This window comes from Streptomyces sp. NPDC049627, from assembly GCF_044465645.1.
Lineage (GTDB): Bacteria > Actinomycetota > Actinomycetes > Streptomycetales > Streptomycetaceae > Streptomyces.
The window spans coordinates 411568-430106 of sequence record NZ_JBITLW010000002.1 but is presented as its reverse complement, the minus strand read 5'-3'; the positions used below and the strand labels follow the sequence as shown (position 1 = coordinate 430106).

Annotated in this window: 12 protein-coding genes and 1 pseudogene; 8 read left to right on the top strand and 5 right to left on the bottom strand. The window is 73.1% G+C overall.

The genetic code is table 11. The features are described 5' to 3' along the window. Positions 1 to 15 precede the first annotated feature (15 nt). Positions 16 to 1992, top strand: a complete 1977-nt coding sequence (locus ACIBU0_RS06890) for an Ig-like domain repeat protein (protein WP_398812742.1) — start codon at positions 16 to 18, stop codon at positions 1990 to 1992. Positions 1993 to 3285: 1293 nt separating this feature from the next. Here the strand turns inward: ACIBU0_RS06890 and ACIBU0_RS06885 are convergent. Both ACIBU0_RS06885 and ACIBU0_RS06880 read right to left on the bottom strand, forming a co-directional pair. Beyond that, positions 3286 to 3922 (bottom strand): annotated as a pseudogene (locus ACIBU0_RS06885) (hypothetical protein); the annotation flags it as partial. A gap of 69 nt (positions 3923 to 3991) precedes the next feature. After that, entirely contained in the window at positions 3992 to 5206 is a 1215-nt protein-coding gene (locus ACIBU0_RS06880) for a PP2C family protein-serine/threonine phosphatase (protein WP_398812739.1), read from the bottom strand. Between the two features lie 110 nt (positions 5207 to 5316). Here ACIBU0_RS06880 and ACIBU0_RS06875 point away from each other — a divergent pair, with 110 nt between their 5' ends. Together ACIBU0_RS06875 and ACIBU0_RS06870 are read left to right on the top strand one after the other, a co-directional pair. Further along, positions 5317 to 5775: a hypothetical protein gene (locus tag ACIBU0_RS06875; protein ID WP_398812736.1), complete on the top strand. Its 459-nt coding sequence runs from the start codon at positions 5317 to 5319 to the stop codon at positions 5773 to 5775. A gap of 226 nt (positions 5776 to 6001) precedes the next feature. Next, positions 6002 to 6922, top strand: a complete 921-nt coding sequence (locus tag ACIBU0_RS06870; RefSeq protein ID WP_398812733.1) for a hypothetical protein — start codon at positions 6002 to 6004, stop codon at positions 6920 to 6922. A gap of 339 nt (positions 6923 to 7261) precedes the next feature. Here the strand turns inward: ACIBU0_RS06870 and ACIBU0_RS06865 are convergent, their stop codons facing one another. After that, positions 7262 to 8602 (bottom strand): PLP-dependent aminotransferase family protein, encoded by a 1341-nt coding sequence (locus ACIBU0_RS06865; protein WP_398812731.1) that lies wholly within the window; start codon positions 8600 to 8602, stop codon positions 7262 to 7264. Positions 8603 to 8679: 77 nt separating this feature from the next. Between ACIBU0_RS06865 and ACIBU0_RS06860 the strand changes: the two genes are divergently transcribed. The 3 genes from ACIBU0_RS06860 to ACIBU0_RS06850 all read left to right on the top strand — a co-directional run bounded on the left by ACIBU0_RS06860 (position 8680) and on the right by ACIBU0_RS06850 (position 12597). After that, complete coding sequence (locus tag ACIBU0_RS06860; protein WP_398812728.1) at positions 8680 to 9486, top strand: alpha/beta fold hydrolase; 807 nt, start codon at positions 8680 to 8682, stop codon at positions 9484 to 9486. Between the two features lie 158 nt (positions 9487 to 9644). After that, entirely contained in the window at positions 9645 to 10613 is a 969-nt protein-coding gene (locus ACIBU0_RS06855) for an endonuclease/exonuclease/phosphatase family protein (RefSeq protein WP_398813981.1), read from the top strand. 40 nt (positions 10614 to 10653) lie between these two features. After that, positions 10654 to 12597, top strand: a complete 1944-nt coding sequence (locus ACIBU0_RS06850) for an FUSC family protein (RefSeq protein ID WP_398812725.1) — start codon at positions 10654 to 10656, stop codon at positions 12595 to 12597. A gap of 147 nt (positions 12598 to 12744) precedes the next feature. Here ACIBU0_RS06850 and snpA read toward each other — a convergent pair whose 3' ends face one another. After that, positions 12745 to 13404, bottom strand: coding sequence for a snapalysin (gene snpA / locus ACIBU0_RS06845; protein ID WP_398812723.1), 660 nt, complete (start codon positions 13402 to 13404; stop codon positions 12745 to 12747). 172 nt (positions 13405 to 13576) lie between these two features. Between snpA and ACIBU0_RS06840 the strand changes: the two genes are divergently transcribed. Then, positions 13577 to 14521, top strand: a complete 945-nt coding sequence (locus tag ACIBU0_RS06840) for a LysR family transcriptional regulator (protein WP_398812721.1) — start codon at positions 13577 to 13579, stop codon at positions 14519 to 14521. 12 nt (positions 14522 to 14533) lie between these two features. Here the strand turns inward: ACIBU0_RS06840 and ACIBU0_RS06835 are convergent, their stop codons facing one another. After that, complete coding sequence (locus tag ACIBU0_RS06835; protein ID WP_398812718.1) at positions 14534 to 16624, bottom strand: PhoX family protein; 2091 nt, start codon at positions 16622 to 16624, stop codon at positions 14534 to 14536. A 289-nt stretch (positions 16625 to 16913) separates the two neighbouring features. Between ACIBU0_RS06835 and ACIBU0_RS06830 the strand changes: the two genes are divergently transcribed. Then, positions 16914 to 18449 carry a VWA domain-containing protein gene (locus tag ACIBU0_RS06830; RefSeq protein ID WP_398812715.1) on the top strand — a complete coding sequence of 512 codons (1536 nt, stop codon included), beginning with the start codon at positions 16914 to 16916 and terminating at the stop codon, positions 18447 to 18449. Positions 18450 to 18539: the final 90 nt, after the last annotated feature.

Genomic DNA, 18539 nt, shown 5'->3' with positions numbered 1-18539 from the left:
GGGTTCGAAATCACCGTGCGCAGACGCACTCTCCCCGCCGCGACAGCGCTCGCGGTCCTGTTCAGCTCGGTCGCCCTGGTCGCGACCGGCGCCGGGTCGGCAGCGGCCGACTCCAGCACCACCCTGCCCCTGAAGTCGACCGGCGACATCGTCGTCGACGGCGTCCACCAGCGGGTCTTCATCAGCGACCCCACCGCCGGCCAGGTCGTCGTCACCGACTACGCGGGCGCGGTCGTCGGCACCGTCGGCTCGCTGCCCGGCGTGCGCGGCCTGGAGCTGTCGCCCGACTCCGGCACCGTGTACGCGGCCGTGGGCAACGCCGACGCGATCGTCGCCATCGACACGGCGACCGCGACCGAGGCCCACCGCTACTCCACCGGCACCGCCGACCCGCAGTACCTCGCCGAGACCGGCGGCAAGATCTGGTTCGGCTACGGCGGCGCCGCCCAGGGCCAGATCGGCTCGCTCGACCTGAGCGGCACCGACCCGGTCGTCACCCTGAACCAGGCCCCCACCAACGCCTGGTACTCCGCCCCGATCCTGGAGACCTCCGCCGGCGCCCCGGGCACGCTCGTCGCGGGCGCCCCCGGCCAGAGCCCGGTCGTCCTCGCGGTCTACGACGTCACCTCGGGCACGCCGAGCGAGACCGCGCACGCCTTCGACCCCGGCAGCACGGGCGGCGGCAACCTCATGGACATGGCCGTCACTCCCGACGGCAAGGACGTCGTCACGGCCAGCGGCGCCCCGTACTACCAGGCCGTCTACAAGCTCACGGACCTGTCCAAGGACGGCGCGTACACCACCAATCCGTACCCGAACGCGGTGGACATCGCCCCGAACGGCGACGTCGCGGCGGGCACCAGCTCCACGGACGAGCCGGACATCCACCTCTTCAAGCCGGGCACCTCGCTCGCGCTGAAGGAGTACAACCTCGGAAACGACCAGCTCGCCGCGCGCGGCCTCGCCTGGGCGCCGGACACGAGCAGGCTGTTCGCGGTGTCCCGCACCGGCGGCGACGCCTTCGCGCTGCACGTCTACGACGACCCGACGAAGGTGGCCACCACCCTCACGGTGAACGCCCCCACCACGGCGACCCGTGCCCAGCCCCTCACCCTCACCGGCACGCTGAGCTCCACGGCGGCGTTCCCCGCGGGCACCACGGTCTCCGTGACCCGCACCGACGCCGAGTCCCCGAGCGGCAAGGCGCTCGGCACGGCCACGGTCGCCGCGGACGGCTCGTACTCCTTCACCGACGCCCCGCCGGCCGGCGGAACGGTCAAGTACACCGTGGCGTACGCGGGCGACGCCGACCACGCGGGTGCCACGGCCTCCGGCTCGGTGAGCGTCGCCAAGACGGCGACCACGCTGACGCTGAACAACAACCTCAAGACGTACGGCTACGGCAGCGACGTCACGTTCACCGCGCACCTCGGCACCACGTACAAGAACCGCACGGTGGAGATCTGGGCCGACCCGTACGGCTCGGACAAGCCGAACGCGCTGGTGAAGAAGGGCACGGTCGACTCGAACGGCAATCTGTCGGCGACCGTCCATCTCACCCGGGACACCAAGGTCAGCGCGAAGTTCACGGGTGACACGCGGTATGCGGCGAAGACGGTGACGAACACCGTCTACACGAAGGTGAAGATCTCGGCGTCGCTGAGCGGCTACTACAAGACGGCGACCGCCTGGAACGCGACGTACTACTACTTCCGCCAGTCCAAGGACCCGGTCTACAACACCACGATGACGCCGTACCCGGGCCGCAAGTACCAGTTCCAGGTCCAGGCCTACTACGACGGCGCCTGGCACACCACGGACACCGAGTACTTCGCGCTCGACTCCTACGGCAAGGACTCGGTCGTCCTCGACGGCACGCCGCCCACCGGCACCCGCTTCCGGCTCCGCTCGTCCTACATCGACACGAAGTCGGGCGACAACGTCAACACGACGACGTACGGCACCTGGAAGTACTTCATCTTCACCCGCTGACCTGCAACTGCCGCAACTGCTGAAGGACGTTCTCCAGAGCGCCCCGCCGCCGTCCCGGCACTCGGCCCCGTAGCTCCGCGAGCACGGGGCCGAGTTCACGTGCGGGTACGGCGTCCTTGATCTGCCCCCACTGGTGATGAGCCCGGTCCACCGCGGCCTCCACCGCGGGCGCGTCCGGCGCCTGCCCCGCGGACAGCCGCGCCGAGGCGACCGTCAGCCAGGTCCGGCAACTGCGCACCGCGTCCCCCGCCATCATCGCCAGATCCGCCCGCACCTCGATCCAGTGCAACGCCTCCTCCGACGCGGGCCCATGCGCCCGCAGAGCAACCTGCTCATGATGAACAGCCAACGCCTCGGCCTCCCCGAGCCGCCCGGCTCCGGCGGCTGCGGCGATGACGGCGTGGGGGTCGGTGGGGGAGGGGGAGGGGGATTGGGTGGGGGGTTGCGTGGGGGGTTGCGTGGGCGGTTGTGGGAGGTTCGATGCGGGGGTAAGCGCGGGGCTCGACGCGGGGCTTCGTGCGGGCTCCGACGTGAGGTTTCGTGCGGGGTCCGACGCGGGGGTTGGCGCGGTGCGCTGCGCCGGGCTCGGTGCGGGGAGCTGGGCCGGGGTGAGCGTGGGGCTGTGCGCGGGCATCGGGGGGATGCTCTGCGCGAGGCGCGCCGTGGGGCTGTGTCCGGAGGGCGGCGCGAGGCTTTGTGCGGGCTCCGACGACAGGCCCTGCGCGGGACTCGGCGCAAGGCTTTGTGCCGACTCCGACGACAGGCCCTGCGCGGGACTCGGCGCAAGGCTTGGTGCCGACTCCGACGAGGGGCTTGGTGCCGGGCTCTGTGCAGGAGGCTGTGCGGTGCTCTGTTCGGGCTGCTGCGTCAGCACCTGCGCGAGAGCCTGTGCGGGAGCCTTTCCCGGGGTAGGCGTGGGGCTCTCCGGCGGCAGGACCCGGGCGGCAACCCCCGCCGGGGCCGACGCGGAAACCTGTGCCGGGGTAGGCGCGGGGGCCTCCGGAGAGTGCGGCGGCAGAACCTGCGCAGCCGCCACCGCCGGAGTGGGCGCAGAGCCCTCGGGCGACCGCTGAAGCGGTCCCTGCGCAGAACCGTGCCCCGTGACCGGCGCCGGACCTTCCGGGGGCTGCTGTGCCGAAACGTGCGCCGGAGTCGGCATGGGGCTCGGCGGCGGCAGGAGCTGGGCGGCGGCCGCCTCCTGGGTCGGGGCGAGGGGGTGGGGTGGGATCTGTGCCGTGCTGTGCGGGCGGAGTTGTACGGGGGGCCGGGCGACGATGTGCGGGGGGATCTGGGCGGGGCTCTGGGCCGTCAGGACGATGTCGGTGCCGGGGCCGCCCTCGGGGGAGAGGCGGGACAGGGCCTGCTGGTGGAGTTGGTCGAGGGGTGGGCGGTGGCCGCTGCGGAGAAGGGTGGCGACGGCCTTCATGTACGCCGGCCCCGCCAGCGTGCGGCGGCTCGGCGGCGGGGCGATGCGGCCGTAGACCGCGTGGTTGCGCCCCGAGTCGAGGGGGTTGGCGCGCAGCCACTGCCAGGTCTCGGCATCGGCGTGCAGGTCGAGGAGGAGGGTCGTCGAGCCCGGTGCGCGCAGGCGCAGTTCCTCACGGAACCAGTGCCAGGGGAAGGCGGTGTAGCGGACCGTTTGCGGGGTCGTGCGGGCCAGCGCGAGGTGCGGCAGGTGCTGGCGGCGGTCCAGGTGGAGCTGCCCGGTGACGAACACGGTGAGCGGCGCGGGCACCGCCGCGGCGGCGCGCAGGCGGGTGAGGACGGCCTGCGGCTCCAGGGGGTCGGCCAGCTCCACGACGTTCGCCGTGTCCGTGCCGGACAGCACCGTGGGCGGGACGGCGGCGAGGACGGGGAGCACGGAGGCGGCGTCCACCAGACAGCCCTTGCCCGCCGGGGCGGCGGCCAGCAGCAGCACGGTTCCGGGCATCGGTCCCTCCCCATCCCCCGTCGATCACGTACGGCAGCACCGTAACCGCTGCGGCTGAGAAGCGGGATCTCAGGACTGGCCGCGCCCGGTTCCGTCCCCATTCCCCACGCCTTTCCCCCCTCCGTCCCCCACGCCCTTCCCCACTCCGGCTCTCCGCCGCACCGCGAACACCGTCGTGTCGTCGGCCAGCCGCCCGCCGCAGTGCCGCAGCGTGCGCTCCCGGACGAAGGCGACCAGCCGCGCGGGACGTACGAGGCCGGGGTCGGCGGCGACGGCCGCGGCGACCTCGGCCGCGAGCGGGTAGAAGGCGCCGGTGCCGTCCCGGGCCTCGGTCACCCCGTCGGTGGTCAGCAGCAGCGTCTCGTCGGGCGCGACGGACACGCGCAGCACCGGCGGCGGACCGTCGCCGGGGGCGAGTTCGCCGAGGCCGAGGGGAAGGCCGTGCTCGGGCGGCAGGAGCCGTACGCCCTCGGGGCCGACGACGAGCGGGGCGTCGTGGCCGAGGACGACGGCGTCCAGCACGCCCTGCTGCCCGTCGGGGAAGCCCAGCAGGACCGCCGTGGCGAACCGGTCGCCCTCCTCCCTGCCGAGAGCCGTGCGCATCCGGATGTGCCGCTGCATCCGCACCTCCAGCCGCACGGCGACCGCCGTCAGATCGGCCTCGTGATAGGCGGCCTCCCGGAACGTGCCGAGCAGCGCGGCCGCCGCCTCCACCGCCCCGAGCCCCTTCCCCTGGACGTCGCCGAGGATGACGCGGGTGCCGTGCATGCCGGTCTGGATGTCGTAGAAGTCGCCGCCGACCCGGGCCTCGCTGTCGGCGGCGAGATACACCGCCGCGTGGTCGAGGCCGCCCCATCCCGGCGGCAGCGGGCGCAGCACGGTACGGCGGATGGTCTCCGTGACGTCCTGCATGTGCAGCCTGTGCCGCTCGCCGCGCACCCGGATCACGCAGGCCAGCGTGGCGAGGACGCCGCCGATGCCGGCGAGGCAGAGGTCGGGCAGGCCGGCCTGGTACTCGTGCGGCAGGACGGCGTCCGCGGCGACGTACGTGGCGGGCGCGAGCACCGCGAACACGGCCGTCCCCCACACCCCGCAGATCGCGGCGGCGATACCGGGCACCAGCACGATCCAGGACAGGATCCGGAAGTCGCTGCTGGTTTTGAAGTCGACCAGCACGATGCCGGCGAGCAGCAGCAGCGGCGGCACCCAGGCGACACTGCGGCCGCGCACGCGCAGCAACGCGGCGCCCTGCGGGCCGGCTCCACCGTGGCTTACGGCCCTCATGGGCTTCAGCGAAGCACGCCGTGGGTTCGGCCGCATCCGGGTACCCGGGTTGCCAGTGAACCGCCCCGGGTGTGCCCTTGAATGCGGGGCGAGGAGAGAGGAGTGCTCTCATGGCTCATGCGGCACCGGCGTCCGGCGGCCGGACGTCAAGGACGGCGGCGACCGGCCCGAGCGGCCTGCCCGACGTGTTCAGTCTGCGGACGCACCGCATCGCGAGCGTCGCCACGCCGATCGTCCTCGGCCTCGTCTACGGCTATTGGGCCGCGGCGAACCGGCGCTCCGGCGGCGAGATCACCGGCTGGAACCTGCTCTTCGGCTTCGTCACCGCGGCCGCGTTCATGGTGCTGTACGTCGCCGTGCGCGAGATCGCCTCCCGCACGATCCGCGAGGTGCACGCGATCATGTGGGGCGCCTTCCTGGGCGGCGCGTTCGGGTTCCTGTACAGCCAGAGCGGCAACACCGCCCTCAAGTCCTCGGCCATGGGGCTGGTGATCGGCGCGGTCGTGTTCGTCGTGCTGTTCTACCGCTACTACACGCACGAGGACGCCCAAGGCCGCCGTATCCGATGACGGACACCGGGTGAGGTGACCTGACGCACGCACGGATCGGCCCCGGCCGCTTATGGCGCCGGGGCCGACCCGTTCCCCTTCATCCACCCACGGGTTGGTCTCTCTGATCCATGAGACACCCGTTCGGGTGAACCCTCCACCGGAGAGCGGAACCGTGCGGCCGTCTGCAGGCACACCACTGGCACTCCCGCCCCCGTGCCCTTTGCCTGAGAAGGTGCCCACCCGTGTGCCCGCGCCTGTGCGGAACGCCCTCTCGGCAGCGCTGATCGCCCTGTCGTGCCTCCTCGTGCCGTGCGGCGCGCTGGCGGCCTGGGTGACGTACGGGCTCGCCGACACCGGCCGCTACGTCACCGCGATGGCGCCGCTCGCCGCGGATCCGGCCGTGCAGGGCGCGGTGGCGGACACCGTCGGGGCGGGGCTCGTGCAGGAGGTCGCCCCGCGGCTCGGCGACGAGCTCGCCACCCGCGACGAGGACGGCACCGTGCGGCCCTTCGTGCACGACGCGGTCCGCTCGTTCACCCGGACCGAGGCCTTCCGCACGGCGTGGGAGGCGGGCAACCGGGCGGTCCACGACGCCGTGCTGAGCGCCCTGCAGGACGGGCGCAACCGCACGGTCACCGTCGACCTCGCCCCGGTCACCGCCCAGGTCAAACGCCGGCTCGCCGCGGACCACGTGCCGTTGGCGCAGCACATCCCGGTCGAGCACACCGAGGTCGCCGTGCTGCCGGCCGCTGAGCTGAACCGGCTCAGGAAGGGGTACGACGTGCTGGAAGTCGCCGGTTTCTGGCTGCCCGTCTCGGCCGTCGTCCTGGCCGCGACCGGCATCGCGGTCGCCGCCTGCCGCCGCCGCGCGCTCACGGCGACGGCGCTGGGCACGGCCCTCGGCGGCGCGTTCCTGCTGCTCGCGCTGGCGGTCGGCCGCCGGCTCACACTGGCCGACCTGACCGAGGCGGCCCACCGCCCGGCCGCGGGGGCGGTCTACGACGCCCTGACCCAGACCCTGCGCACGGTGTCCTGGCTGCTGATCGCCCTCGGCCTGACGACGGCCCTGGTCTGCCGGCTCACGGGGTCACTCGCCCAACGCCGACGACCGCCCGCAGCGCCTGCCGCGGACCCACCTCCCCACCCGACCCGAGCCCGAACCTGACGGCATCCGGCACACGACCCCCGCCCCCGGCCAAACCAAGCCCCCACCGCCCGCCCACTCACAAAGCACCCCCCACAACCCCGGCCAACACCCGCAGCGCCCGCCACAGACCCGCCTCCCCACCCGACCCGGGCCCGAATCTGACCGCAGTCCGGCACACGACCCCCACCCCCGGCCAAACCAAGCCCCTACCACCCACCCCCCTCGCAAAGCCCCTGGCACAACACCGGCCAACGCCCGCCGCGGACTCCCCTCCGCGGCTGTCGCGAGCCCGAGTCTGACGGCGTCCGGCACACGATCCCCGCCCCCCGACAAAGCCAAGACCCACCCGCCCACCCCTCACAAAGCACCCCCCACAACCCCGGCCAACACCCGCAGCGCCCGCCGCAGATCCCGCTCCGGAGCCGACGCGAGGCCGAGTCTGACGGCGTCCGGGGTGCGCTTGGGGTCGACCGCGAAGGCGGGGCCGGGGGTGAGGGCGATGCCGTGGGCGGCCGCGGCGGCCGTGAAGGTGTCCGCGCGCCACGGCGCGGGCAGCTCCCACCAGGCGAACAGGGCGCGCGGATCGGACCGTACGACGAATCCGCGCAGTTCCTTGCCGACGATCCGCTGCCGGTGCGCCGCGTCCGCCCGCTTGGCGGCGACGAGCCGCCGCACCGTCCCGTCCCCGATCCACCGCACGGCCGCCTCCACCGCGAACCGCCCGGCGCTCCACCCGCCGGACCGCACGGCCGCCGCGAGCGCCTCGACCCGTTCCGCGGGCGCGACCACGAAGCCGACGGTGAGCCCGGGGGCGACGCGCTTGGAGAGGCTGTCGACGACATGGGTGAGGCCGGGTGCGTGGGCGGCGAGGGGGTCGGGCGGCGGGTCGGCGAGGAAGGACCAGATGCGGTCCTCGACGACGGGGATGTCCAGGGCACGGACGGTGGCGGCGAGGTGGCGGAGCCGCTCGCCGCTCATCGTGAGGGAGGTGGGATTGTGCAGCGTCGGCTGGAGGTACAGGGCGGACAGCGGAGCACCGCGGTGGACGGCCGCGACGGACTCCGGACGCACCCCGCCCTCGTCCGCCGCCAGCGCGACCAGGGTGATGCCGAGCCGGGCGGCGATCTCCTTGACCAGGGGATATGTCAGCGGCTCGACACCGAGCCGCCCGCCGGGCCGGACGAGGGAGGCGAGGGTGGCGGCGATGGCCTGGCGGGCGTTGCCGGTGAAGACGACCCGGTCGGGGGTGGGGTGCCAGCCGGGGGTGGCGAGGAGGGACGCGGCGGCTTCCCTGGCGGGGGCGGTGCCGAGGGCGGGGGCGGGGCGCAGCGCCTCGGTCAGGACGTCGGGGCGCAGGAGCGGGGCGAAGGTGGCGGCGAGGAGCTCCGACTGGCCCGGCGCGGAAGGGTAGTTCAGCTCCAGGTTGACCACCGCCGCGGTCCCGGCCGCGGCCTCGGCCGCCTCGACGAGCGCCCGCCCGGTTCCCGCCGGGGCGGCCCGCACGAAGGTGCCGCGGCCCACCTCGCCGACGACCAGTCCCCGCCGGACGAGTTCGGCGTACACCCGCCCCGCCGTCGACCCGGCGATCCCGCGCCGCCGCGCGAACACCCGCTGCGGCGGCAGCCGTTCGCCGGGCCTGAGCCGTCCGGCGGTGATGTCGTCGGCTATCCGGTCGGCGAGCTGCCGGTAGTCGTTCACGTGCTCTCCCCCTGACATTGCACCGAGGGCAAAGATCTTATTGCACCGAGGAGTTGAGCCGATCTAGGGTCGTCCACATGAGCCCGTATCTCGCATACGAGGACAAAGGCCCCGAGACTCCTTCGGCCTCCCTTGTCTCCGTCCCTTCCCCCGTCCCCCTCGTCCTCGTCCACGGCCACCCCTTCGACCGCACGATGTGGTCCCCGCAGACCGAGGCGTTCTCCGCCGCCCGCCGGGTCGTCGCCCCCGACCTGCGCGGCTACGGCGCCTCCCCCGTCGTCCCCGGCATCACCCTCCTCTCCGACTTCGCCCGGGACATCGAGGCCCTGCTGGACGATCTGAAGGTGGAGACGTGCGTGCTGGCGGGCCTGTCGATGGGCGGCCAGATCGTCATGGAGTGCTACGACCGCTTCCCCGGCCGCATCCGGGGGCTGGTCCTCGCGGACACCTTCCCGGCGGCGGAGACGGCCGAGGGCAAGCAGGCGCGGGGCGCCATGGCGGACCGGCTGCTGCGCGAGGGCATGCGCGGATACGCCGACGAGGTGCTGGAGAAGATGGTCGCGCCGTACGCGGACGCCGAGGTCAAGGCCCACGTGCACCGCATGATGACGGCGGCACCGCCCGAGGGGGCCGCGGCGGCCCTGCGCGGCCGCGCCGAACGCCCCGACTACCGCGACCTGCTGACCCGCGTCACGGTCCCGGCGCTGGTGGTCGTGGGCGCGGACGACGCCTACACCCCCGTCTCCGACGCGCAGGCGATGCACGCCGCGCTCCCGGACTCGACCCTGTGCGTGATCGACGGGGCGGCGCACATGCCGAACCTGGAGCGGCCGGAGGAGTTCAACGAGGCACTGGGCGCGTTCCTGGCCCGCGTCGACGGCTGACCCGTACCCGGCCCAGGAGCCACAGGCACAGTCCGGCTGCCACGCAACCCTCGCCCCACAGCCCCCGTCTTTGAGGGAGAATCCGGACATCCCATCCGCGAGCGGAAGGCCGGGACTTGGAGACTGCGGCTGCCGAGTGGACGGCTTCCCCGGACGGCATGCCGGGACGGCGGCGTCGGCGGGGGCCCGCCACCTGGTCGGCCGGCCTGCTGTTGCTGGGCGTCAGCGTGGTCGTCGGCTGTCGTGTCGCCGACACCGACGGCATCACCCCGGTCCCGCAGGCCCTCGCCTTCCTGCCGTGGCTGCTCGTGCCCGCCGGCCTCGGGCTGCTGCTGGCGCTGCTGTCGCGCTGGTGGACCGGCGTGGTGTGGGCCGTCGTACTGTTCGGCCTGCTGGCCTGGTTCATCGAGCCGTACGGAAAGACCGGCCGACCGGACGGCCCTCCGGCCGCCTCCTTCCGGGTGCTGACCTCGAACATCGAGTTCGGACAGGCGGCCGAGGCGCTCGTCGCCGCCGTCCGCAGGGAGAAACCGGACATCGTGTTCGTCCAGGAGTGCGAGCACACCTGCGACGCCACGCTCAGGCAGGCCCTCGGCGCCGGCTATCCGCACCGGGCGGCCCAGGTGGCCGACGGCTCGGCGGGCTCCGTCGTCCTCAGCCGCTTTCCCCTCACCGCCGCCGACGGCGTCCCCGGCACCATGGCCATGCCCGGCGCCGTCGCCGACGTACGCGGGCACCCCGTACGGCTGCAGCTCGCGCACCCCATGCCGCCGCTGCCCGGCCGGACCGACCTGTGGCGCCGGGAACTCGACACGCTGCACGACTTCGCGGCCGAGGCCGGCCGGACACCCCTCGTCCTCGCCGGCGACTTCAACGCCTCCCAGGACCACGCCGCCTTCCGCCGCATCCTCGACACCGGCCTGCGCGACGCCGCCCGGCTCGCCGGCCACGACCGCACGCCCAGCTGGCCGGCCCGCACGGCGCCGGCGTTCGGCGTACAGATCGACCACGTGCTCCTCTCGCCGGACTTCTCCACCCGCGCCGCCCGCTTTCTCGACCTGCCCGGCACCGACCACCGCGCCCTGCTCGTCGACCTCACGCTCCACCAGGGGGTGCGACGCGGATGAGGTGACCGACGAGCCGAACAGGGTGCTCATAATGGGGCGCATGCCCCGCGAGTTCCCCATCGGCCTCACGCCCCCCGACTGGCTGGTGCGGAACCTCCGGGCGCAGCCGGCCCCGGTCAACCGGCCGGCCGTGGTCCGCGCCGGGATCGCAATGGCTCTCCCCCTGGCCATCGGCCTCGCCGTCGGCCGTCCCGACTACGGCGCCCTCGCCTCCATGGGTGCCCTCAACGGCGTCCTCAGCGACACCGCCGCCGCGTACCGCGTCCGCATCCCCACCATCGCGATCCCCCAGCTCTTCGGCGCCGTCGGCATCACCCTCGGCACCCTGGTGTACGGCCACGGCTGGGTGGCCGTCGCCGCCGTCACCGGTGTCGCGCTGGTCTCCGGGATGATCTCGACGATCGGCGCGGTCGCCTCCGTGTCGGGGCTGGTGCTGCTGCTGACCTGCGTGGTCGGGGCGGGACTGCCGATGCCGGGCGAGTGGTGGCTCGCTCCGCTGCTGATGTCCGGCGGCGGGCTGCTCGTCCTGGTCCTCGCGCTGCTCGCCTGGCCGCTGCGGTCGGGAGTGCCGGAGCGCACGGCGGTCGCGGACACCTACCGGGCGGTCGCCGAGCTGCTGGCGGCCGTCGGCGGTGGCACCCTGGCGTACGACGACGCCCGCCACGCCGTCACCCAGTCCCTCAACCAGTCGTACGACACCGTTCTCGCGCACCGTGCCCGCCACCACGGCCGCAGCCCCGAACTCGCCCGGCTGCTCGCCCAGTTGAACGCCATCACCCCGGTCGTGGAGGCCGCCCCCGCCGCCCACCTCAGCGGCACCCCCCTCCCGCCCGAGCTCCCGGAAGCCGTACGGCACCTCGCCTCCGCCGTCGAGACCGGCCACCCGGGCCCGACAGTGCTCACGCTCCCCGACCCCACCACCGAAACGACCCGCGCCCTCGACCACGCCCTGCGCCACGCCGCCGAGGTCGTCGCCGCCCCGGACGTCGATCCCCGCGGCATCGACGACCGCCTCGGCCGCCCGGCCGCACTCGGCATCCGGGCCGCCCGCGCCGCCCGGAACGTCGCCCTCTCCGCCGCCTCCTGGCGCTACGGCCTGCGGCTGGCCCTGTGCATCGGACTGGCGCAAGCGCTGGTCTCCCTGATCCCGGTCCCGCGCTCGTACTGGGTCGCCCTCACCATCACCTTCGTCCTCAAGCCCGACTTCGGCTCGGTCTTCTCCCGCGCCCTGCTGCGGGCCCTCGGCACGGTCGCGGGCCTGGTGATCGCGGCGGCGGTGCTCTCCCAGGTGCCGCGCGGCTGGGCGGACGTACCGGCGCTGCTCCTTCTCGCCCCCCTGATCCCGGCGCTCACGCCCCGCGGCTACGGCTACCAGACGGCCGCCATCACCCCCGTGATCCTCCTCCTCTCCGACGTCCTGAACCGCGAGGGCACCGCACTCCTGCTGCCCCGCCTCGTCGACTCCCTGCTGGGCTGCGCGATCGCCCTCGTCGCCGGGTACCTGCTGTGGCCGGAGAGCTGGCACACGCGAGTCGGCGACCGGCTCGCGGACGCGGTCGAGGACACGGCGCGCTACCTGGAGGCCGCCTTCGGCCCCGCCTCCGTGGACCCCCCGGCCCGGGCCCGCATGCGCCGCCGCCTGTACCGCAACCTCTCCACCATCCGCACGGAATTCCAGCGCGCCCTGACCGAACCCCCGCCCACCGGCCGCCGCGCGGCGGCATGGTGGCCCCTGGTCGTCGCCGTGGAACGCATCGTCGACGCGACGACAGCGGCACGGGTACAGGTGAAGTACGGAGCGGCTCGGCCTTCCGCGGCCGAGGTGACCCAGGTGGCGCGTCAGCTGAGGGAGCTGGCGACCGGCGTGAGGGAGGCGGAAACCCTGTACGCGGTCCGCACCGACCTCACGGGCCCGGCGGACAGCGTCCTGGAGCCCCTACGACAAGAGGTAGCGGCAGCACGCGCCATCGCGTCCCCGCACTGAGCCGACCTTCAGGGGCGCGGGGAACTGCGCGACCAGCCACAGACAACCCGCACCCGCACACCAAGAGGGACCACCCGAGCTCTTGGGCGAACAAAAGGGTGCGACCGCCCCGTGCAGGAGGGCGGCCGCACCGTGTGGGGGGTGGCGCTAGCGGTTGACCTTGTGCAGAGCCTTGTCCATAGCGGCGGCGAACCCGTTGGCCCACAGCTGCTCGACCTTGGCCCGCTCATTGGCGTCCGGGTTGGAGTTCGTACAGGACGGGCCCGGGCCGCCGCCCGACATCAGCTCGCTGCACGGCCCCTCGTAGTGGTCCGGCAGCCCCAGCACATGCCCCGTCTCGTGCGCGGTGACGCGAGTGGAGTCGTACTCCTTGTTCTGCTGGTAGTCGAGGAAGATGTACCCCTTGCCGTGACCGTCGGTCGAGGCGTAGGAGCCACGCGAGTCGTTGCCCTCGCGGTAGGTGAAGTCGGCGTTCGACCCCTCCTGCAGCTTGACGTTCGACACCGCGCTGTTCCATATCTGGGTGCTGCGGGCTATCTGCGCGCTGAACGTGGGCGCGGCCGACGCGTCGTAGGTCACGGTGACGGCCGCGGCCTTCGGGTTCGCGGCGCGCTTCTCGGCGACCGACTTCAGGACGGCCTGGAAGAAGGCCCGACTGGCGTCGGACTCGGCCGACTTGGCGACGTAGCCGGCCTGGGCAGGGGCCGGTGCCGCCGTCGCCGGGGCGACCGTGCCGAAGCCGAGGGCCGCGACACCGAGACCGACTGCCACCGCCGAACGGGCGGACAGGGAAAAGGACACACGCATCGATGACTCCTAGGTGGGGGGTGAGTCGTCAAGGCGAGTGTCGGCGCCCGTGGCTCGGCTGTGATGATGGCAACCGGTGATAGCACTGCCCTATCGGGGCCCCAATTGGCGGCCATCCGAGGGGATTTGTGAGGCTGGTGAAACCTGTGCTTCCGCTTTAGTCTCCGAGGGCATGGACCTCGAGGTGCGACACCTCCGCGCGCTGTGCGCCATAGCCGACACCGGCAGTCTGCACCGGGCCGCCCGCCAACTGGGCGTCGCCCAGCCGTCGCTCAGCACGCAACTGCGGAGAATCGAGCAGGAACTGGGCGGCGCGCTGTTCCTGCGCGCGAGATCCGGCTGCCGTCCCACCCCGCTCGGCCGTCTGGTCCTCAGCCGGGCCCGCCCGCTGGTGGCCGATATGCGCGCCCTGGTCGCCGAGGCGAGGGCCGCCGCGGTGGGCGGCCCCCAGCTGCGCGTCGGCTCGACGGCCAGCAAGGCCCTGGCGGGCTGGCTGCGCCGGCTGCGCGGCCACGGCCAGGACCCGACCCTGCACATGAACGTCTCCCCGAACGCCCTGCTGCGCATGGTCGCCGACGGCCAGCTGGACGTGGCCTTCGTGCACGAGGTGGAGGGCTGTCCGCTGCGCATCCCGCCGGAACTCCGCCTGCGCGTGCTGATGGAGCGCGAACCGCAGTTCGTGTCCCTGCCCGCCGACCACCCCGCCGCGGCGAAGACCGAGGTCCACCTGCGGGATCTCGCCGACGACCGCTGGATGGTCGACCCCACGGTCGACGGCGAGTGGGACGCCGTGCAGCGGATGTTCCGCGCGGCCGGCGTCAACCCCCATGTCCTGCACGGCGACTACTACACGGCCGACGCGCTGGTGGCGACCGGCGAGGTGGTCACCGTCTGCCAGCCGACCCACCCCGACACCCCCACCATGGCCGTACGCCGCCTGCACGGCGACCCGCTCGGTGTACGCCTGCTCCTCGCGGCCCGTACGGAGACGGAGCTGGACGGCGTCTACCCCGCGCTGGAGGAGGCGTACTGGGAGACGGCCCGGCACGCCCCCGCCTACCGGGAGTGGCTGGAACGCGACGGCGAGCGTCAGCCGCCGGTCCCAGCACTCCCGTAACGGCACCCGCGATCAGACGCCGATGTCGCAGCCGTCCTTGCGCCACACCGCCACGACCGCCGGACGGTTGATCTGGCCGGGACCCTCGGGCCAGTCGCTCAGCGGCTTCTCGGCCGTCGCGCCGTCGATCTCGCCCGGGTGCTGCACGGAGACCAGCACCCGGCGGTCCTGGATGACGGGCCCGCAGGTCTCCGCGCCCTTCGGCATCGTCAGGAACTGCTTGAGCTCACCGCGCCGGTCACCGCGCGTAGCGACGCCGAAGAGGCCGTCGTGGGAGCCGAGCTGGTTGCCGTCGGTGGAGATCCACAGGTTGCCGTACGAGTCGAAGGCGACGTTGTCCGGGCAGGAGATCGGGGAGACCTGGTCCTTCGGGTACCCGGCGAAGTAGGTGGCCGGGTCGTTCGGGTCGCCCGCCACCAGGAACAGCTTCCAGGCGAACTTCTTGCTGTCGGCGCGGTTCCAGCGCTCGGTCAGCTCCAGGATCTGGCCGTGCTTGTTGCTGACGCGCGGGTTGGCCTCGTCGACGCCGGCGTTGCCGGTCGTGCCGCGCTTGGAGTTGTTGGTGAGGGCGACGTACACCTTGCCGGTGTGCGGGTTCGGCTCGATGTCCTCGGGCCGGTCCATCTTGGTGGCGCCGACCTTGTCCCCGGCGAGACGGGTGAAGACGAAGACCTCCTCGGCGGTCATCCCCTCGACGTGCGAGACGGCGCCGTCGCAGGTGGCGGTGGCCAGCGGGATCCACTCGCCGCTGCCGTCGAACTCGCCGTCGGAGGGCAGCTTGCCGGTGCCGTCGATCTCGATGGCGGGGGAGTCACCGGTGAGCTTGGCGACGTACAGCGTCCCCTCGTCGAGCAGCGAGAGATTGTGCTCCCGCACCGCCCGCGACGTCCCCTTCCTCATCCGCTTGCTGCTGACGAACTTGTAGAAGTAGTCGAAGCGCTCGTCGTCACCGGAGTAGACGACGGGCCGCCCGTCGTCGGTCAGCCGCACGGTCGCGCCCTCGTGCTTGAAGCGGCCGACGGCGGTGTGCTTGCGCGGCGTGGAGGTCGGGTCGTACGGGTCGAGCTCGACGACGTACCCGAAGCGGTGCGGCTCGTTCGGCTCCTGCGCGACATCGAACCGCTTGTCGAACCGCTCCCACTTGCGCTCGGAGGCCCCCGTCCCCAGCCCGTACCGCTTGTCGGTGGTACGGGTCGCGTTGGCGAAGTACTGGTTGAAGTTCTCTTCACCGTGCAGCGTGGTGCCCCACGGCGTGACGCCACCGGAGCAGTTGTTGAGCGTGCCGAGGACCTTGGTGCCGGTCGGGTCGGCGGAGGTCTTCAGCAGGTCGGAGCCCGCGGCGGGCCCGGTGACCTTGAACTCGGTGGTGGCGGTGACGCGCCGGTTGAGCGGGTGCCGCGGCACGGCGGTCAGCTTCCCACTCCTGCGGTCCCCCTCCACCACGACGGCGGAGAGCCCGTGGGCGGCCCACGCGACCTCGACCTGCTGCCTGGTCGGGTTGGCGGCGTCGTACCCGCGGAACATGAGCACCTCGTCGGTGTACTCATGGTTGGCGACGAGGATCTGCCGGCCCCGCTCGCCCGGCAGCGGGAGCAGGGCGAGGAAGTCGTTGTTGTACCCGAACTGCTGGGACTGCGACGCGCCGGTCTGGTTGTCCGGGTCGAAGGCGGGGGCACCGCGCAGGATGGGCTCGCCCCAGCGGATGACGATGTTCTGCGCGTATCCGTCCGCGACGGTCACCGCGTCGTCGGTGTTCGGGGCGACGGGCGCGAACCGGAGCCCGCGCGCACCCCGGGAGAAGGTGCCACCGGTCCGCTCGGCCTCAGCAGCCCCGGCGGCCCCGGCCTCGGCGGCGTCGGCCTTCGGCGCGGCGACGGTGGCGGTGGCGCCCACGGCGGCGGCCGCGCTGACGACCGCGGCGGCGCGCAGCGTCGTACGGCGGCTGAGGGCGTCGGCGATGACGTCACCGACGTACTCGTTCGTGGAGGTGTTGGGCACCTCGTGGAAACAGGCGTCACCGCACCGGAACCGGCAAGTCAGGGCAGAACGCCCACCGGAGTGCGAGTCACTGTTGGTTCTGATGATCGGCAGCGGTATGCGCATGGTGTTCTTGTTCTCCCCTTTGCTTCCCCTTGAGTGCAGCGTGGGGGACGGTAGGGGCACGTCTGTGCGGGAGCGGGGCGACGGGATGAACCAGGGGTGAACCAGAGGTAGCCGTACGGAAGTTGATCCGGGGATCGCTGCCGACCGCCCGACTCGACGCGATGCGCCCTTGACGGACCGGGGCCCTTGTGCCCGCCCCTCCCCAAGATCGCCATCTCGGGCCGCTAACCTTACGTGTCCGTCCTGGCCAGGGATCTACGGGCATCAACTCACGCGAAGGGTTGCGCACATGGGCATTCTCACTCTCCTGCGGAACGCATTCGGCCGGTCACGCAAGGGGCGTACCGCCGAAGCAGAGGGTGCGACTCCTTCGCCGGAACCGCAGCAGACCCCTCAGCCGGCGGTCCCCTCCCCGTCCCCGGAACCCCAGCCGGCCCCCACGGCCCAGGTCCCGGAACCGCGCACGGAGACGGAGACGGAGGCGGACGAGCACGAGCTGGTCTCAGCAGCGTTCGACAACGTCACAGTGCCGAAGCCGGCAGGCCCGGTGGAGCCGACGACCGCGGAAACGCCTGCGGCCGAGGAGCAGGTCGCCGAGACGCCGACTGCCGAGGAACCCATGGCGGAGACGCCGGTCACCGAGGAGCCTGCCGCGGAGGAGCCTGCGGCCGAGGAGCCGGTCGCCGAGACGCCCGCCGAGGAGAACCCGGTCGCCGAGGAGCCCGTCGCGGAGGAGCCCGTCGCGGAAGCGCCTGCGGCCGAGGAGCCGGTCACCGAGACGCCCGCCGAGGAGAACCCGGCTGTCGAGGAACCCGTGGCGGAGGCCCCGGTCACCGAGGAGCCTGCCGCGGAAACGCCTGCGGCCGAGGAGCCGGTCACCGAGACGCCCGCCGAGGAGAACCCGGTCGCCGACGAGACGCCGGCTGCCGAGGAGCCGGTCGCGGAAGCGCCTGTGGTCGCGGAGGCGGAGCCCGTCGCCGAGGAACCCGCTCCCGAGCAGGTCACGGAGCCGACTGCCGCCGAACCCCACGACGCACCCGCAGCCGCCGACGGCGAGGAAGCCCCACAGGGGCCACTCGCAGCCGACGACGAAAGCAGCACGGGTGGTGCGGGTGGGAACAACCCGGCCGAAGGCGAAGCCGAGGCCGAGACCGCACCCCCCGCACCCGCACCCGCACCCGCACCGGCCCCCGCCGAAGGCAACCCCGCGGTCACCGCCCTCGCCAAGGCCGGCCTCACCTCCGCCCGCGCCAAGGTCTACCTCGTCCTCGACCGCTCCGCGAGCATGCGCCCGTACTACAAGGACGGCTCCGCCCAGGCCCTCGCCGACCAGACCCTCGCCCTCGCCGAGCACCTGGACCCCGACGCCCCGGACACCTCCGTTCACGTCGTCTTCTTCTCCACCGAGGTCGACGGCACCACCGACCTCACCCCGGCCTCCCCCGAGAACGCCGTCGACACCGCTCACGCGGGCCTCGGCCGCATGGGCCGTACCAGCTACCACGCCGCCGTGGAAGCCGTCCTCACCCACTACGACAAGAACGTGGCCGCCAAAACCCCCGGCGCCCCCGCCCTCGTCGTCTTCCAGACGGACGGCGCCCCCGACGCCAAGACCCCGGCCACCCAGGCCCTCACCGACGCCGCGAAGTCCCACCCCTCGGTGTTCTTCTCCTTCGTCGCGTTCGGCGACCACGACAACAAGGCCTTCGACTATCTCCGCAAGCTGAAGACCGACAACACGGCCTTCTTCCACGCCGGCCCGACCCCCCTGGAGCTCACGGACGCGGAGCTCTACGACGGCGTACTGATCGACTGGCGCCCGTAACCCCCCTCCCACCTCCCCCCCCCACGAGCTCACTCCGGGCCGCCCCTTCCCACACCGCAGAACGGGAAGCGGGCGGCCCACCCATGTCGG

What these genes read in the sequence shown, in the direction of transcription:
- ACIBU0_RS06835 (WP_398812718.1), bottom strand. Translation starts at nt 16,624, where the DNA reads ATGCGCATACCGCTGCCGATCATCAGAACCAACAGTGACTCGCACTCC.
- ACIBU0_RS06855 (WP_398813981.1), top strand. Translation starts at nt 9,645, where the DNA reads ATGCCGGGACGGCGGCGTCGGCGGGGGCCCGCCACCTGGTCGGCCGGC.
- snpA (WP_398812723.1), bottom strand. Translation starts at nt 13,404, where the DNA reads ATGCGTGTGTCCTTTTCCCTGTCCGCCCGTTCGGCGGTGGCAGTCGGT.
- ACIBU0_RS06875 (WP_398812736.1), top strand. Translation starts at nt 5,317, where the DNA reads ATGGCTCATGCGGCACCGGCGTCCGGCGGCCGGACGTCAAGGACGGCG.
- ACIBU0_RS06880 (WP_398812739.1), bottom strand. Translation starts at nt 5,206, where the DNA reads ATGAGGGCCGTAAGCCACGGTGGAGCCGGCCCGCAGGGCGCCGCGTTG.
- ACIBU0_RS06840 (WP_398812721.1), top strand. Translation starts at nt 13,577, where the DNA reads ATGGACCTCGAGGTGCGACACCTCCGCGCGCTGTGCGCCATAGCCGAC.
- ACIBU0_RS06860 (WP_398812728.1), top strand. Translation starts at nt 8,680, where the DNA reads ATGAGCCCGTATCTCGCATACGAGGACAAAGGCCCCGAGACTCCTTCG.
- ACIBU0_RS06850 (WP_398812725.1), top strand. Translation starts at nt 10,654, where the DNA reads ATGCCCCGCGAGTTCCCCATCGGCCTCACGCCCCCCGACTGGCTGGTG.
- ACIBU0_RS06830 (WP_398812715.1), top strand. Translation starts at nt 16,914, where the DNA reads ATGGGCATTCTCACTCTCCTGCGGAACGCATTCGGCCGGTCACGCAAG.